The sequence below is a fragment of the Corynebacterium sp. KPL4072 genome, from assembly GCF_037908395.1.
GTDB classification, from domain to species: domain Bacteria; phylum Actinomycetota; class Actinomycetes; order Mycobacteriales; family Mycobacteriaceae; genus Corynebacterium; species Corynebacterium kefirresidentii.
Map to the genome: position 1 here is coordinate 33,874 of NZ_JBBMGE010000005.1, position 15,887 is coordinate 49,760.

General features: G+C 58.1%; 12 protein-coding genes. 7 read left to right on the forward strand and 5 right to left on the reverse strand.

Annotated features, from left to right (window positions below; all coding sequences use genetic code 11):
• Positions 1 to 80: 80 nt before the first annotated feature.
• The gene (locus tag WMP97_RS06295) at positions 81 to 830 is read left to right on the forward strand and encodes a DUF364 domain-containing protein (protein ID WP_301732866.1); all 750 of its coding nucleotides are present in this window, start codon (positions 81 to 83) and stop codon (positions 828 to 830) included.
• On the opposite strand, the gene WMP97_RS06300 is transcribed toward WMP97_RS06295, so the two are convergent.
• Positions 827 to 1,417: a VanZ family protein gene (locus tag WMP97_RS06300; protein WP_301716710.1), complete on the reverse strand. Its 591-nt coding sequence runs from the start codon at positions 1,415 to 1,417 to the stop codon at positions 827 to 829. The two genes, WMP97_RS06295 and WMP97_RS06300, sit on opposite strands and share 4 nt — an antisense overlap.
• A 78-nt stretch (positions 1,418 to 1,495) precedes the next feature.
• On the opposite strand from WMP97_RS06300, the gene WMP97_RS06305 reads away from it, so the two are divergent.
• Positions 1,496 to 2,470, forward strand: coding sequence for an MDR family oxidoreductase (locus WMP97_RS06305; protein ID WP_340440065.1), 975 nt, complete (start codon positions 1,496 to 1,498; stop codon positions 2,468 to 2,470).
• Between the two features lie 62 nt (positions 2,471 to 2,532).
• On the opposite strand, the gene WMP97_RS06310 is transcribed toward WMP97_RS06305, so the two are convergent.
• Positions 2,533 to 2,817 (reverse strand): MarR family winged helix-turn-helix transcriptional regulator, encoded by a 285-nt coding sequence (locus WMP97_RS06310; RefSeq protein ID WP_340440066.1) that lies wholly within the window; start codon positions 2,815 to 2,817, stop codon positions 2,533 to 2,535.
• Between the two features lie 517 nt (positions 2,818 to 3,334).
• On the opposite strand from WMP97_RS06310, the gene WMP97_RS06315 reads away from it, so the two are divergent.
• The gene (locus WMP97_RS06315) at positions 3,335 to 3,976 is read left to right on the forward strand and encodes a hypothetical protein (protein ID WP_340440067.1); all 642 of its coding nucleotides are present in this window, start codon (positions 3,335 to 3,337) and stop codon (positions 3,974 to 3,976) included.
• Here the strand turns inward: WMP97_RS06315 and leuS are convergent, their stop codons facing one another.
• Positions 3,977 to 6,823: a leucine--tRNA ligase gene (gene leuS / locus WMP97_RS06320; protein ID WP_340440068.1), complete on the reverse strand. Its 2,847-nt coding sequence runs from the start codon at positions 6,821 to 6,823 to the stop codon at positions 3,977 to 3,979.
• A gap of 172 nt (positions 6,824 to 6,995) precedes the next feature.
• Between leuS and WMP97_RS06325 the strand changes: the two genes are divergently transcribed.
• Complete coding sequence (locus tag WMP97_RS06325; protein ID WP_301732860.1) at positions 6,996 to 9,569, forward strand: hypothetical protein; 2,574 nt, start codon at positions 6,996 to 6,998, stop codon at positions 9,567 to 9,569.
• Positions 9,570 to 9,579: 10 nt separating this feature from the next.
• Positions 9,580 to 10,212 (forward strand): MOSC domain-containing protein, encoded by a 633-nt coding sequence (locus WMP97_RS06330; RefSeq protein ID WP_340440069.1) that lies wholly within the window; start codon positions 9,580 to 9,582, stop codon positions 10,210 to 10,212.
• Between the two features lie 168 nt (positions 10,213 to 10,380).
• Here WMP97_RS06330 and WMP97_RS06335 read toward each other — a convergent pair whose 3' ends face one another.
• Both WMP97_RS06335 and WMP97_RS06340 read right to left on the reverse strand, forming a co-directional pair.
• Positions 10,381 to 11,592, reverse strand: coding sequence for an MFS transporter (locus WMP97_RS06335; protein WP_301732858.1), 1,212 nt, complete (start codon positions 11,590 to 11,592; stop codon positions 10,381 to 10,383).
• 328 nt (positions 11,593 to 11,920) lie between these two features.
• Entirely contained in the window at positions 11,921 to 13,396 is a 1,476-nt protein-coding gene (locus WMP97_RS06340) for an NAD-dependent succinate-semialdehyde dehydrogenase (RefSeq protein WP_340440070.1), read from the reverse strand.
• Positions 13,397 to 13,725: 329 nt separating this feature from the next.
• Between WMP97_RS06340 and WMP97_RS06345 the strand changes: the two genes are divergently transcribed.
• Both WMP97_RS06345 and WMP97_RS06350 read left to right on the forward strand, forming a co-directional pair.
• On the forward strand, positions 13,726 to 15,243 hold the full coding sequence (locus tag WMP97_RS06345; protein WP_340440071.1) for an anthranilate synthase component 1: 1,518 nt from the start codon (positions 13,726 to 13,728) through the stop codon (positions 15,241 to 15,243).
• A complete protein-coding gene (locus WMP97_RS06350; protein ID WP_239207699.1) occupies positions 15,240 to 15,887 on the forward strand; it encodes an anthranilate synthase component II in 648 nt (215 codons plus the stop codon). Before WMP97_RS06345 ends, WMP97_RS06350 begins: the two co-directional genes overlap by 4 nt.

Below are 15,887 nucleotides of genomic sequence, written 5' to 3' on the forward strand. Positions count from 1 at the left end.
CTATAGGGTACTCCCCACCTATTCGACTAAACTGCCTCCTCACAAGCAGTGCCAAACAATAAGGAAAAGCTGGTTTATTCATGTCCGCCTGGGATCTCTACGATGACCTCATCGATGCCATTCCCCGTGACATAGTGGTCTCCCGCGCTGCCCAAAACCCGCGGTGGACCCGCGTTTACACCGAAAGTCCTAGCTGCGGCGTGGCCATGACCATGTCAGCAACCTCCCGCCCCGCCCAGATGAGCGCTGAGTACTCCGGCGTTCCCTTACGTGCCATCGCACAGCTGGCCAAGAGTTGGAATTTCTCAGAGGCGTCCTTCGGCATGGCTGCGCTCAATTCCTATTACGCCACGCCTTCCGTGGCCAATGAACATGGCTTTGCGCTTGCCGACGCCCCCTGGCCCCACATCTTCGGTCCCTTCCGCGAAGCCGTCGCGGGTAAGAAGGTCGCCGTCATTGGCCACTTCCCTTTTGCGCCTAAGGCGCTCAACCAGGCGGCGGATTTTTATATGTTAGAGCGTTCGCTCAATGAGGGCGACTACCCCGATTCCGCCGCCGAGTACATACTGCCCGAGTGCGATTATGTCTTCATTACCGGCTCCGCCTTTGTTAATAAGACCGCGCCCCGCCTGCTCGAGCTCTCCCGCGAGTCCTTCAATGTAGTCTTGGGGCCCTCAACGCCTCTGGCCCCTATTCTCCTTCAGGACTACGGGGTATCACAGGTCACCGGCATAGTTCCCACCGACGCCGCCGGTATGTTTGAGTGCCTCGAAGAGGGAGATTCCCTCGATATGTTTAATTTCGGGCACCGCGTCAGCCTGGGTACTTAGACAATTACTCCGGCCACAATCGCGGCGGCGAGGGCACCCAAGCCCAAAGCCGCCATCCAGCCGATAGCGCGGACGGCTCGCAGCTGCGCCTGTGCGCTCTTGCGGCTAACTAGGAACGCGCCCAAGGCCGCTCCAAGGGTATTGAAAACCACATCGTCGACATCGCTAAAGCCCAGTGAGAATAGATATTGGGTAGTTTCGATGCCCAAGCTGAGCGCCATGGCTAGAAGGATGGTTCCGCCACGGCCAAAGCGGACGTGGCGCGAATGTTGCCCCATCACTACCAAGCACGCGCCAAGTGGGAAAAAGAGCGCTATATTGCCCAAGGTATTGGTCCACGGTCCCCACCACGGATGAGGGTTATTAAAGCCGTTGAACATTTGCAGATCCAGGCTGCGGCGGGCATGTGCAGAGGCATCGAGCACGCCGGGAATATCAATAAACGGCTTGCCCACTGTAGCTACGGCAATAGCCACCACAACGACCACGCAGGCAACGCCAGCACTGCGCCACAACGTGCGCTTGGAAGGCGCGCCTTGCGCCCTTACCTGGTGCGAAGTGCGGGTGGATCCAGTGGTCGTCGTCATAATGCCCAATTTAACAAGCCTGTCTGAAAAATTCCCGGGAGATTCGCTGTCGAATCCCTGCATCACATTTAACGTACGATGGTGAGCATGAGCACGCTACTAGTAACTCGCAACGAAGATAAAACCGTCACGACCTCCTTTGAAGAGGGAGAGTTCTTCGGCGAAGGCGACCTTACCGTTGATGTTTCTTATTCTTCCCTGAATTACAAGGACGCCATGGCAATCGCGGGCGACCGCGGTGTCATGCGCACCAGCCCACTTGTCCCGGGCATCGACGTGGTCGGCACCGTTTCCGAGTCCAGCGTAGAGCGCCTACCGGTAGGCACCCTGGTTGCCTCCTTCGGTGATGGCCTTGGCGAATTCCGCCACGGCGGCTACACCCCGAAGCAGCGCGTTAACTCCCAGGCCACGGTCGCGCTCCCCGCAGACTTCACCGCTGAGCAGGCAGCCGCTGTCGGCACCGCGGGCTATACCGCTGCACTGTGCGTCAACTCTTTGCGCGGGCTTCCCGATGGCCCCGTTCTGGTCACCGGCGCGACCGGCGGTGTCGGCTCCATCGCCGTGAACCTCCTGTCCAATGCCGGGTACGAGGTCCACGCCATGACCGGCCGTCCAGATGACTATTCCCAGTACCTTCACGAGCTCGGTGCCCACACCATTGTGGACCGCGCCGAGTTCGCCGAGGCCGGAAAACCCTTGCAGAAGGCAACCTATGCCGGTGCTGTCGATACCTCCGGCTCCCACGTTTTGGCCAATGTATTGGCTCGCACGGTTTGGGGCGGCACCGTCGCCTCCACCGGTATGGCCGCCGGCCCGGATCTTGCCACCACCGTGCTGCCGTTCATTCTGCGCAACGTACACCTTGCCGGCGTCAATTCCGTAGACGCCCCACTGCACTACCGCCAGAACGCTTGGCAGCTCTTGGCTCGGAAGCTAGACCGTTCCATTCTTGAGTCCCTGACCACAACGATTCCACTTTCGGACGTGGTCGAGGAATCCAAGTCCCTTCTAGAGGGCACCCACCACGGACGCACCGTCCTTAAAATTGCCTAGGCTGCGCCCTGCTAATATTCCCCGGCACCCGCCGTCATGGCGGGTGCCTTTTGCATACGCGGTTAGGCTTCAGAAGCGAACTCTCCAGCGCCCTGCTCATCAATCCCACGCAACAACTTCCGAGAAATTTCCCCCAAAGTTTGTAGGTCTTCGTCACTAAGGGTGCTCACCACGATTTCATCAACTGCGGCGGTGTGGCGCGCTATTGCCGCACCGAAGGCGGCACTTCCCTTTTCCGTCACAGTGACTTCAATGGCTCGAGGCCCAAGTTCCGGTGCTTCCCGCCTGGAGACTAATTTTCGTGATTCCATGCGCACCAGCTGTCGATGCAGGCGCGATTTTCCCATCGTAGTTCCGTCCCCAATTCGTGCGGACGGGTATGAATTTTGCGGCGGCGATGCAACACCGCCAAGACCGCATAGTCCGCCTCGCTTAGACTAGAGTCTCTCTGCAACTGTGCAGAAAGTCGCGCATGCAGCAGCTCTTGCATAGTGACAAAATCTCCCCATGCCGCACTCTGCTCCACACGCATGGCTATCCTCCTTCGGTTGCCGTTATTTAACAGCTTATACAGCGTAGTTGATCTAGCAACCCGTTAGGCGATCGGGAGTTGATACAACAACTCCTACTACTTTAATACGGCGGGCGTATAGCACGTCAACAATTTAATGCCTCTACATCTTTAGGGCCAAAATCATAATTGCTTTGCTTTTGGAACACTATTGGCGGGCTTATCCAAATGTTTTAACTGCTATGTTATTGGCATAAAAATTAAATAGTTAAACAAAGAGTCTTGGTAGCGATCCGTCCGCTGGAACAAACGGCGTCTCGGGAGAAGCGACCGAAGTGTTTAAAATGGCGAGCATGGATAAGCTATTTAGCACATGTGGTTTCGATCTAATGGATATTGAAGAGCTCATCGCCGAGCTACCCACAAGCCGCGAAATATGGGATGCACCTGGATTTGATCGAGTCCTTTTTCACGCTGATCCGTCCGATATGGCGGTCACCGCGATGGAGTACGAAGGGGAGTGGGCCGCAGTTCCTTCGTATCGGGGAGGGGAACAGGCCCTAGGAACGATTTATCGCGCAACGCCCTATATCGGCATTGTGGAGACGGGGGATTTACGGTTCGCAGCACTGGCGGATGCACCCTTTGCCCTGCCAGCGGGAAACCCCGTCGGAGGGGAAAAGCTAGAGGGACAGGTCCAGCCGGCGGTTGTGGCCTTGCGGTACGAGGTGGGGGAGCCGGAGGAATTTTCTTTGAATTCTCCTGCTACCGAACGCTTTTATCGGAACTTAAAGCCCAGCATGCTCAACCCGCAGGTAGAGGTGGCGGGAACCATCGGGGGCATCGCCAAGCACAGCAATAAGCTGGGCATGGGGGAGTTTTGGGTATGCGACCTCGACGGCCTGCCGCTCATTGTGAACGAGAAACTGGAGGTCGGCCAGGGAATCCGGGCACACGGCATAGCGCTGTGCGCCACGGAGTTTTGGGAGGAGTAATTACTTGACGACGAGGTTGACCATGCGGCCCGGCACGTAGATCTTCTTCACTACGTTCTTTCCACTAGTCAGTTCGGCGATCTTGGCATCGGCCAGAGCAACCTCGAAGACCGCATCCTGGTCCGCATCGGCAGCCACGTTGATGCGGGCTTTGACCTTGCCGTTGATCTGTACGGGCACCTCGATTTCATCATCTACCAGGTACTTTTCCTCAAAGGTGGGGAAGGGCTGATAGGTAATGGTCTCGTCGTGGCCAAAGCGCTGCCACAGTTCTTCCGCGATATGCGGGGCGATGGGGGAGACCAACTGGGCGATTGGCTCGACGGCGGCGCGCGGTGCCTCGGTGCGATAGGTTTTGGTCAGGTAGTTGACGTACTCGATGAGCTTGGCCACCACGGTATTGAGCCGCAGGTTCTCATAATCATCGCGCACGCCCGCGATGGTGCGGTGCAGCTGCTTGAGATCATCCTCGCTCAAATTGGCGTCGGTAGTGGCCAGCTCTCCGGTGTCCTCATTGACGGCAAGGCGCCACAGGCGCTGCAGGAAGCGCTGGGAGCCGACGACGTCCTTGGTAGCCCACGGGCGGGAGGTGTCCAACGGACCCATGGACATTTCATACACACGCAGGGTATCGGCACCAAAGTCGCGGCAGATATCGTCCGGAGCTACAGCATTCTTCAGGGACTTGCCCATCTTGCCGTATTCCTGATTGACCTCTTCTCCGTTGTAGTAGAACTTGCCGTCCTTTTCTTCTACCTCAGCAGCTGGCACGTACACGCCGCGGGAATCGGTGTAGGCATAGGCCTGGATATACCCCTGGTTGTACAGGCGACGGTAGGGCTCTTGAGAGCTGACAAATCCCAGGTCAAAGAGCACCTTATGCCAGAAGCGGGAGTAAAGCAGGTGCAATACGGCGTGCTCGACACCGCCGACATAAAGGTCGACACCGCCCGGATCCTGTGGACCATGCTGGTCCGGTCGCGGGCCCGTCCAATAACGCTCGTTTTCAATATCGCAGAATGCCTCATCGTTGCGGGGATCGATGTAGCGCAGTTGGTACCAGGAAGAACCTGCCCACTGCGGCATTACGTTGGTATCGCGGAAGTAGGTCTGCGGGCCGTCACCCAAGTCAAGTTCTACCTCGACCCAGTCGCGCACCTTAGCTAGCGGGGGTTGTGGTTCGGAATCCTTATCCTCTGGATCAAAAGAAACCGGCTTATAATCTTCTACCTCTGGAAGCTCCACTGGCAGCATGGATTCTGGCAGGGCGTGGGCAAAGCCATCCTTGTCATAGACGATGGGGAAGGGTTCGCCCCAGTAGCGCTGGCGGGCGAAGAGCCAATCCCGCAGCTTATACTGCACCTTTTCCCGGCCAGAGCCGTCCTTTTCCAGCCATTCAATGGCCTTGGCAATAGCCTCGGCCTTATTCAGGCCGTTGAGATCTAGGCCCTTGTCATTGGCAGAATTAACTAGGGCACCGTCCTCGGTCCAGGCTTCTTCGTCCACGTTGCCGCCAGAAACAACCTCCGTAATGGGCAGGCCGAAGGTCTTGGCAAACTCGTAGTCACGGGTATCGTGCGCTGGAACTGCCATGATGGCGCCGGTGCCGTAGCCGGTCAGCACGTAGTCGGCGATAAAGATCGGGACCTTTTTGCCAGAAACCGGATTGGTGGCATAGGTACCCAGGAAGACGCCGGTCTTTTCCTTGTTTTCCTGCCGCTCTAGATCAGACTTGGCGGCAATATCGGTGCGGTAGGACTCCACGGCCTCCTTGGGATCATCGTGACCGTAGGTCCAACGCTCGTCTACGTCATCGTCATAAGGGATGGGGGAGAGGAGGACGTCGACAAGCTCATGCTCTGGGGCCAGCACCACGTACTCGGCGCCGAAAAGCGTATCCGGTCGAGTGGTAAAGACCTCGATCTCATAGCCCTCAGCGGGGAAGGAGACCTCCGCGCCGCGGGAACGCCCAATCCAATTGCGCTGCATGGACTTGACCTTCTCCGGCCAATCTAAAAGCTCTAGATCATCGAGCAGGCGATCGGAATAGGCGGTAATGCGCATCATCCACTGGGACAAGTTCTTGCGAAATACGGGGAAGTTGCCGCGCTCGGACTTGCCCTCTGCGGTGACCTCCTCGTTTGCCAGCACGGTACCCAAGCCTGGGCACCAGTTCACCGTGGAATTAGACAGGTAAACTAGGCGGAATTCATCAATTGCTGCGGCCTTTTCCTCTTCGGTGAGGTCCTCGTAATAGCGGCCGTCCTTAGTGGTGCGCTTATTGGCTTCTAGTTCTTTGATGAGCTCCGCAATGGGGCGAGCCTTTTGCTGCTCCTCATCGAACCAGGAGTTATAAATCTGCAGGAAAATCCACTGCGTCCACTTGAAAAACTCCGGATCCGTAGATTCTACGGAGCGGCGCGGATCGTGGCCGAGTCCCAACATGCCCAACTGGCGGCGCATGTTTTCAATATTCGCCTCGGTGGTGGTCCGTGGGTGCGTACCGGTCTGGATGGCGTACTGCTCGGCCGGCAGGCCGAAGGCATCGTAGCCCAAAGTGTGCAGCACGTTCTTGCCCAGCATGCGGTTATAGCGAGCATAGGTATCGGTAGCGATATAACCCAGCGGGTGTCCCACGTGCAGGCCCGCACCGGAGGGATAGGGGAACATATCCTGCACATTGAGCTTTTCCTTAGGCAGCTCGCCCGCATCGGTGGCGAGCTCGCCTACCGGGTTCGGGGCGTTGAAAGTGCCATTGTCTTTCCAGTACTGCTGCCAGGTCTTCTCGATCTGGTTCGCCAGCTCCGGGGTATAGCGGTACGAAGTGGAATCGCTCTGGGTATTCATAATCACACAGTGTAATAGCCGGGTGCCGGTGCGGTGTAGTTCGCTGCCCGTTCCGCGTCCCGCTGGGCACGCGCTCCCAAATTCTCCGCTGGACTCACCCCCGGCTTTTGGGTCATTTCCCCGCTCGCAGCCAAAATGCAGATCTGCATGAAAATGATCTAGGCTGGGGTAAATGAGCCAGGAGAAGTTTCGCAGCCAGCTTTCATCTTTTGCAGACGCAGCGGTATTTCAGGGGATTCCGCACCTGCGCCTCTCCCCAGCTACCCACACTTTGGAGCTGTACCTACCAGCCTTAACCGCAGGTTATGAGCCAGAGGATCCCCAGTGGACCGTGTCCGCTCAGCTGCTCGACGACAGCGAGGACACTCGTAAGTTCTACTACGTGGAGGGCGAGGAGCCCGGGCTGTGGATCAGCATGCCCCACCTCTTTAGCCACCTGAGCGTCTCCTTTGAAGAGCACACCTTGGAATTCGCTGGCGTGGCCAATGGCGGCTTAGTGCTGGATTCCACCCATCGTCCGGTCGATACCACCGCAGCGATGCCTAAAGGCTCATATACCTGCATCGCCCCTGCTGGCACGGAATTCACCAAGGCTAAGGCCGGCGAGCCTCGCCCACACGGCGCCTGGGAGGGTTGGTCCATCTTCCCGTTAGAGGTGAGCCAATCCTTCACGGTGGAGGCACCACAACAGGAGCCCGCCACTATCAAGGTGTCTGGCAGCCCTGACTTTGCCTGGGATATGGCCGTCAAGTCGCTGCCCAATGCCCACGGGCTAGATGGCGAGCTGGTCTATACCCAGTCACCGCGCGTCATCGCGAACACTGAGCTCAGCATGGAATTGACCTACGTCCCCATCGGTGGGGAAGAGGAGGCCGTGCTAGAGGATGAGCTACCGGAGGGCATCCACGAGGTACTCCCGGCAGATGCCTTCGAAGATCCCTGGGTAGGCCGTTACCGCTTTAGCTTGTACAAGGATGAGGAACTGGTGGATATCCAGTACCTTAACTTCGCGGAAACACTGCATATGCGCGCCAAAAACGAGGGCCCGCGTGGCACTAACTTCCGCTTCATCGACGCCCTGGGCAACCTTTCTCCGTTTAGCTATGCCTTGGCTTCTGCGCCGAATAAGCCTATCCAGATGGAAAAGGGCCAGCGCGTCTTTGGTGAGGACGAGAGCGTACGCGAGGAGACCATCGGCAGCGAGGCCGGCTATGAGCTGACCTTCCAGGTGGAACCGGCGACGATTCGTACCCGGGTCAAGCGCACCGCGGCCGAACCAGTCGATTACCTCGATAAACAAGTCATCCTGGCAGATCAGCTCGATGCCGATGCCCTCTTTACCATCCACTCGCCGGAGCCTCTGCCGCTAGCGAAATTCGTGGTGATTGATAAAAACCAAAAGATCAGGGACCTCGTCACCGCCAATGGCTCTACGGAGGCGGCTACCAGCCTATCCGTGCCGAATCGCGCGCTGAAGTCTGCACTGACGAAAAAGACCTCGCTGGAGCTTTATCTCTTGTGGTCCACGCTCTCCTATGGGGAGTATCTCGAGGGCTTGCCGGAAAAGGAGCGCGCAGCGCACCAGAAGCGCAGCTTTGACCGGCGCGTTATGGAATATGAAGCCACGGCGGCCAGCGACCTCATCTATGCCGCCATCGCCACCGTGCGCAAAGCTCCGTTGGTCTCCCGCGCCACCATCGAGGATGGCATCCTCGTCCCCGAGCAGCCACACGAGGAAGAGGTGGAGCTGCTGGCATGGGCTTGGCCACTGGGCAATCCCGCAGGCGAGCCGCTGCCACTGGAACCCACCGAGGAAGGCTTCGAGCTGCCCGAGGAGCTGCTGGATGCCGGCCACCTCATCGTGGATTTCCGTGAGGACGAGCCGGCCAGCGACTTGGCCGCGCCGCAGTACCCGCCGGCGAGCGCGCTCATCATCTTCCAGGATGGTGAAACCGCAAACACCGAGGGTATGTGGCCCACCTACGCGGCTATGCGCCGCCTAGCGCCCAAGGCCAAGGAAACTTTCGAGGCGATCATCAAGGAGATTGAGGCCGATCCGCGTGCCAGCATGGATGCCCTCATGGCGGCGGATTTTGAGCCGGGTCAGCGCATGCGCGCTTTTGTCCGCACCGGCTTGGTCTCCCGCAATTTCCGCCGTGAAGAGCCGGCCGAAAAGCCTTCCTCACTGCTGGCCGCGCTTGCCGACGCCGCCCATGACTACATCGAAGCCCACGGCTCCGCCGCGCTCGCGCGCGTGCCATCCACCGGCGTCGACGATCTCACCCGCCCAATGCTGCTGATGAGCGCCACGGGTGAGGCGCCCACACCATCGACGGCCAGCGATCAGCTCTGCGACGATGCTCACCGCATCGCTGCACTGCGCGAGTGCTTTGCCAACGACCTCGCGCTCACCCGCCTAGGCACCATCTCCAACCTGCGCAGCACCGCCATGCAGCTGCGGGTAACGCTGCAGCAGCTAGGTGTGGATAAGTCCGTACTGCACACCTTGCTCGCGCTCGATGCCTTTGGTGATGGCAATTCGGAGCTCGGCGATTCCGCCTGGATGCCGTTTATCTCCTACGTCTTTGCCATCACGGCGCGCGGCATGGCCAATGGCAAGCTGGCCGACCCCGCTTTCGCCGCTGCGCTTGACGGCGCCCTCCCGCAGCTAGCTGAAGCAGTCTCCCTCGCGCCGCAGCTGTTTTACCGCGATATTCTCACCGCGGAGGCGCTCACGCTCAGCTAGTGTGGCAGGCATGCAGGTCATTTCCACCAATGTCGCCGTCCGCCGGCCAGACCCGAGCGGGCGGCACGAGTTTTCGGGCATCGACAAGCAGCCGCAATCCTTCATCGATGTGGCCGCGCCCGGCCCCCATTATGGCGATGGTTCCGGCGTGCGCGGCGATATAATTGGTGACACCCAACATCATGGCGGCAATGATAAAGCCATCTACGCCTACGCCCGCGAAGAGTTGGACTACTGGCAATCCGAGCTTTCCCGCCCGCTGGCGTCTGGCTGCTTTGGTGAAAACCTCACCACCCAAGGCGTCGACCTGTCCGCTCTACTCATTAACCAACGCCTAAGAATCGGCACCGCTGTACTTGAGGTATCCGTTCCCCGCCAACCCTGTTCCACCTTTGCCGGCTGGCTAGGGGAGCGCGGGTGGCTCAAGCGTTGGACCGCCCGTGGCGATTGCGGTACTTATCTGCGCATTATTTCCCCCGGCCGCATCCAACCCGGCGACAGCATCACGATGGATACGCCACCCAACCATGACATCACTATGCGCATCGCCTTTGCCGCCAAAACGGGCAACCGTACTCTTGCCCAGCGCGTTATCGAGGCCGGCTGCCTGCCCGCGCACCAGCACAACGATCTTCGCAGCTAGCCCTATAACGTAAGCCCCCTGGGGCTAGTTTTCAGTCCCTACGCTACGCACCGCACCCTACATCCATATCCTCAAGCGACGATCCCCAGGTGCGCCTAAAGTAAAAGCACACCAGCCTCGATGGCTGGTGTGCTTTTAATGCTTCAGGCAAACAGGGGAGTAACTGTATTACTTACTCTCGTCAAAGTGTAGATGGTGCCCCTTGGCCTTGGGGAAGCGACCGTGCACAAAGAAGTAGTAGATGGCTGCGATGACTACGAGGGCCGCAAGGATGAGGTACATGGTGTCAAAGCCGGTTGCCCCAACAATGGGGCCTAGGCCGAACGGAGCCAGGCCAATGCCTAGGTCCATCAGGAGGAACATGGTGGAGATACCCGCGCCCATCTGTGCGGTGGGTACCGAGCGCACAGAGATGGCCTGGCAGGCGGGGCTGAGGGTGCCGAAACCCAGACCGGTGCAGGCGCCTGCAACCACCAGCATGACGTCGTTGGTGGGGAAGGCCATGAGGAGCAGAGCGATAATAAAGGCTGCAAGGCCGAGGTACATCACGGCGTTATCGCCCTTATGGTCTTGGATGCGGCCCAAAACAAAGCGCATGATAAGCATGGTTACCGCATAACCAATAAAGAATAGGCCTGCGCCAGTCACAAGGTCTTCCTTGCGCGCATAAGCGTTGAGATAAGTAACCACACCGGAGTAGGCGATTCCGACCAACAACATAAACAGGCCGATGGGAACCACGTTGGGGTGCACGGCATTGCGCAAAGTAAAGGCCGGCTTCTCGGCGGAAACTTCAGCTGGGTAGCGCAGCACCAAGGCCAGGACCAAAGACACGACATTAGCGCCTAGCGCTACAGCAAAGAGCGTGTTGTAGCCAATGTTATTAGCCAAGAAGAGGCCGAGTGCTGGGCCGAAGGCCGTTGCCAAGGTAGTACCGAGGGCGAAGTAGCCAGTACCCTCCGCGCGGCGCTCGTGCGGAATGACGGACTGTGCCACTGCCATAAGCGCGGTGGAGGTCAAAGCGTAACCCGTGCCGTGCAGGAAACGGACGATAATAAGAACGGCGACGTTCTGTGCAAAAAAATACGCCACAGCAACGACTGTGACGAAGACTAGGGAGGTCAGGGCGGCCTTCTTGTGGCCTACGCGGTCCACGAGCCAGCCGGAGAATACGCGCATGCACGTCGCACCGAGAACAAAGGCGCTGGAGGCAAAACCACCCACGGTATCCGATGCCCCGAAGCTCTCTACTGCGTAGAGGGCCATGGTGGTCACGGACAGGTAGAAAACCAAAAACTGACAGAAATTAGCTACCCACGCGAGAACGAACGTGGGTGTAATCAGCTGCGGCTTATCCGCCGCAGATTCTGTAGACGTCATATACTCACTCCAAATAACAAAAAGAAAATTCCCTCTCCACGAGCAGGCCATCAGGCCACGCTGCGCAGTCGAAGGAAATACGAATTAAATTATACGGATAGGAACTATACGCCTCGCAAGCTTCAATGGTTAATCAAAAAGCTCTCTTGGCCTGATTCGGCCGCAATTTTTGCACTCAAATGCAAACAATGTTGACGGCTTGAGCAGGATAAATGCTTTAGGTTGGGGAGGCAGGCTCATTTTGAATGAATGTTTACATTATTAAGCCGCAGCCGGGCCCCGAAAGGGAGCCCGGCTGGCCTGTGTGTCTTTTCAAACGCTAGCGCTTCTAGACATTGGCATAAGGGTCGCGGATACCCAGGTATTGAACTGAGGTATATTCCTCAATACCTTCGGCGCCACCTTCGCGCCCCAAACCGGATTGCTTGACGCCGCCGAATGGGGCAGCGGCGTTGGAGATGACACCGGCATTGAATCCCATCAGGCCAAATTCGAGACCATCGGCCACGCGCCACAGGCGGTCTGAGTTTTCCGTAAAAACATAGGACGCAAGACCATATTCCGTCTCGTTTGCTAACTCTAGGGCTTCCGCCTCCTCGCTGAAGGTAAAGATAGGTGCAACCGGGCCGAAAATTTCCTCCTGGGCCACGCGGGTTTCACGTGAAACATTGCTCAAGATCGTGGGGGCATAAAAGTGACCCTCACCTTCGCCACGCTTGCCACCGGTAACAACGGTGGCACCCTTTTCCACTGCGTCATCCACTAAGGCAGCAATATTGTCGAGCGCCTTGGCCTCAATGAGGGGACCGCAGGTAACGCCTTCGTCCAGGCCATTACCCACGACGAGCTTGTTAAACTCCGCCGCCAACTTCTGCGTAAACTCTTCCGCCACGGACTCGTGCACTATGAAACGGTTGGCTGCAGTGCAGGCCTCACCAATATTGCGCATCTTCGCACCCATAGCCCCTGCTACGGCCTGATCGATATCCGCATCCTCAAAGACGATGAACGGAGCATTGCCGCCCAGCTCCATGGAGGTGCGCAGCACATTATCCGCGGCACCCTTCAGTAGAGTCTTGCCCACTGGGGTGGAGCCGGTGAAGGAAAGCTTGCGCAGGCGATCGTCGGCAAGCAAAGGCTCCGAAATGGCTGAGGCAGAGCTTCCGGAAACCACATTGAGCACACCCTTGGGCAGGCCGGCATCGAGCATGGTTTGCGCAAAGTACTGCGTAGTCAGGGGGGTGAGCTTGGCCGGTTTCAGAACCATGGTGCAGCCTGCCGCGACAGCAGGCGCAACCTTGCGCGTGGCCATCGCGAGGGGAAAGTTCCATGGGGTAATTAGCAGGCATGGCCCGACCGGCTTGCGGCGTGTGACCATACGCAAAGTGCCCTCCGGAACGGGGGAGTAGCGGCCATAATCGCGCGTTGCCTCTTCGCTAAACCAGCGCAGGTACTCAGCACCATAGGTGACCTCACCTTGAGACTCGGCAAAAGGCTTTCCCATTTCAAGTGTCATCAGCGTCGCGAACTCATCGGCGCGCTCGTGTACCAGCTCGAAGGCCCGGCGGAGGACATTCGCCCGCTCGCGCGGGGTGGTTCGTGCCCACTCATCTTGCACCGCACAAGCAGCATCTAGAGCGGCTACCGCATCAGCGGAATTAGCAGAATCGAGCGTAGCAATGGTCTCTCCGGTGGCGGGATTTTCCACCGTGAAAGTCTCGCCGGAAGATGCCTTTCGCCACTCGCCTCCAATCAAAAGTTGGGTAGGAACCTTTGCCACTACCTCATTAAGGCTCATAGTCATTTACATCACCTTTCTTCCCTTTGTTAATGCACCCAACAGTACCCCACTCGTTTCTTTAAAGTCCCGAATACGGCTTCTGCTGCGAGAAAGCCAGCTCGGGCTGTGAGAATATTTATCGGCAATATCTTCCGAGTTATAGAAATTTGGGTTAAAGTAGCTGCCATGAAGAACATGACTACTGCTTGGTGGTGGCGCGCGTAACCCGCGGGCCATCTTTCGCAACCTATTTTCAGGCTCGCATTCTGCGGGCCTTTTGGCGTTTTTGTGCCTGTGCTCGTGGAAGCTTAATTTTCGTTTCCCATACCCACCCTCTCCGAAAGGGCACTGCAATGCCATACACCGCTACCCGCGACATACCCTACGACAGCGATGCGGCCGCCACATTTGACGCGCTCGCGCAACCGCACGACTCCCTGTTGCTCGAAAGCGCAGACATCGAGACTAAGAAAAACCTCAACTGTCTAGCCATCCTCAAGGCAGCACTCAGAGTCACGTGCCATGGCCACAGGGTGGAGGTGCGGGCCCTCACCAACGCGGGGGAGGTGCTCCTTCCTCCTCTCCGAGACCGGTTCCGCCACCGCCTAGTTTCACGTGAAACTACTACCGCTGTATTCGAATTCCCGCCTTCTGCCGAACCCGACGAGCGGCAGCGACTCCTTGCTGAATCAACCGCTGACATTCTGCGATTCTTCCAATTAGAGGCCACCTATTCCTCTCCGCTACTACCATTTCTAGGGGGCGGGTTCGCTTATGACTACCTGGCCACCTTCGAAGATCTCCCCGAGGTTAAACCGGGGTCGAATTCCTACCCAGACTATGAGTTCTTGGTGGCTCAAACGGTCCTGGAGGTAGACCACCTGCAAAGAACTGCGCGCCTAGAGGGCTGGGATATCGACGAAGACCACCTTAAAGCGGAACTTGATTCCCTAGCCACGCGGCCGGAGACCCCACGCCCCACGACACCACAGAGAAGCAAGATCCGTGCGGTGGCTGACGCGGATGACGCAACGTTTCGCGCAGACGTGGAAAAGCTACAACGCAATATCCACGCCGGCGATATCTACCAAGTAGTGCCCGCGCGTTCCTTCACGCTGGAATGCCTTAGCGCCCTCGCTGCCTACCGGACGTTACGAGACACTAACCCTTCGCCCTACATGTTTTACGTTCGTGGCGACGACTATGAGCTATTTGGCGCGTCGCCAGAATCCAATCTCAGGTTCACGCCGGAAGATAGGGGAGTGCAGCTCTATCCCATCGCCGGCACTCGGCCGCGCGGGCTGCGCCCGGATGGGAGCATCAGCCATGAGCTTGATATCCGCAATGAATTAGAGATGCGTACTGACCACAAAGAGATTGCGGAACACACGATGCTGGTAGACCTAGCACGCAATGATCTCGCGCGGGTGGCCGTTCCTCGTAGCCGCCAGGTGGCAGAGCTATTGCAGGTGGACCGCTACTCCCGTGTGATGCACTTGGTCTCCCGAGTCACGGCGAAGCTCCACTCAGATTTCGATGCGCTCGATGCCTATCGAGCCTGTATGAACATGGGCACCCTGACGGGCGCGCCCAAGCTTCGTGCCACCGAGCTGGTGCGGCAAACGGAAGGGACACGCCGCGGATCCTACGGCGGGGCAGTAGGTTACTTGCGCGGCGATGGCGCCATGGATAACTGCATTGTCATCCGCTCCGCCTACGTCCAAGACGGCACCGCAGTAGTGCAAGCCGGTGCCGGTGTTGTCAAAGATTCCGTCCCACAGGCCGAGGCCGATGAAACGGTGCATAAGGCCTACGCCGTGCTCAATGCCATTGCCGTAGCACACGGTGCCGACTTGGAGGTGCAGCGATGAGTTCGCCACACATTGTCCTTCTGGATAACCACGATTCTTTTGTCTATAACCTCGTCGATGCCCTAGCTGGGTTCGATACCACAGTATTTCGTAATACCGTTGCGGTCGATGAAGTATTGGGGGCGCGGCCCGACATAATTGTGCTTTCCCCCGGCCCCGGCCATCCACGGTCGGCCGGCTGCATGATGGAGCTTATCGACGCCACCCTGGGCACCACTCCCATTCTCGGCGTCTGCCTCGGCTTCCAAGCGCTTCTTGAATACCACGGTGGGGCAGTTGCGCCCTGCGGCCCGGTACACGGGAAATCCGTTCCGATGACTCTCACGCCAGCCGGGGTTCAGCATCCCGTACTCCAAGGGCTTGCCACCGATACCGAACCTGATCAACCAAATAGTCTCGGCACACAGATTCCGGTGGCACGCTACCACTCGCTCGGCTGTACGGATATCCCGCACGAGATGCGCTGCCTAGCACACACTTCCTCAGATATCGGCGAAGTAGTGATGGCCGCGGAGACAAAAGACGGTATGGGGCTAGGTCTGCAATTCCACCCAGAATCCGTCCTCACACCCACTGGACCCGTAATGCTCCAACGCTGCATTCACCAACTATCTACCCACACCACTATGGAGAAGGAAAACTAA

Coding starts and splice junctions, on each gene's coding strand:
- WMP97_RS06295 (WP_301732866.1), top strand. CDS start 81: ATGTCCGCCTGGGATCTCTACGATGACCTCATCGATGCCATTCCCCGT.
- WMP97_RS06300 (WP_301716710.1), bottom strand. CDS start 1,417: ATGACGACGACCACTGGATCCACCCGCACTTCGCACCAGGTAAGGGCG.
- WMP97_RS06305 (WP_340440065.1), top strand. CDS start 1,496: ATGGTGAGCATGAGCACGCTACTAGTAACTCGCAACGAAGATAAAACC.
- WMP97_RS06310 (WP_340440066.1), bottom strand. CDS start 2,817: ATGGGAAAATCGCGCCTGCATCGACAGCTGGTGCGCATGGAATCACGA.
- WMP97_RS06315 (WP_340440067.1), top strand. CDS start 3,335: ATGGATAAGCTATTTAGCACATGTGGTTTCGATCTAATGGATATTGAA.
- leuS (WP_340440068.1), bottom strand. CDS start 6,823: ATGAATACCCAGAGCGATTCCACTTCGTACCGCTATACCCCGGAGCTG.
- WMP97_RS06325 (WP_301732860.1), top strand. CDS start 6,996: ATGAGCCAGGAGAAGTTTCGCAGCCAGCTTTCATCTTTTGCAGACGCA.
- WMP97_RS06330 (WP_340440069.1), top strand. CDS start 9,580: ATGCAGGTCATTTCCACCAATGTCGCCGTCCGCCGGCCAGACCCGAGC.
- WMP97_RS06335 (WP_301732858.1), bottom strand. CDS start 11,592: ATGACGTCTACAGAATCTGCGGCGGATAAGCCGCAGCTGATTACACCC.
- WMP97_RS06340 (WP_340440070.1), bottom strand. CDS start 13,396: ATGACTATGAGCCTTAATGAGGTAGTGGCAAAGGTTCCTACCCAACTT.
- WMP97_RS06345 (WP_340440071.1), top strand. CDS start 13,726: ATGCCATACACCGCTACCCGCGACATACCCTACGACAGCGATGCGGCC.
- WMP97_RS06350 (WP_239207699.1), top strand. CDS start 15,240: ATGAGTTCGCCACACATTGTCCTTCTGGATAACCACGATTCTTTTGTC.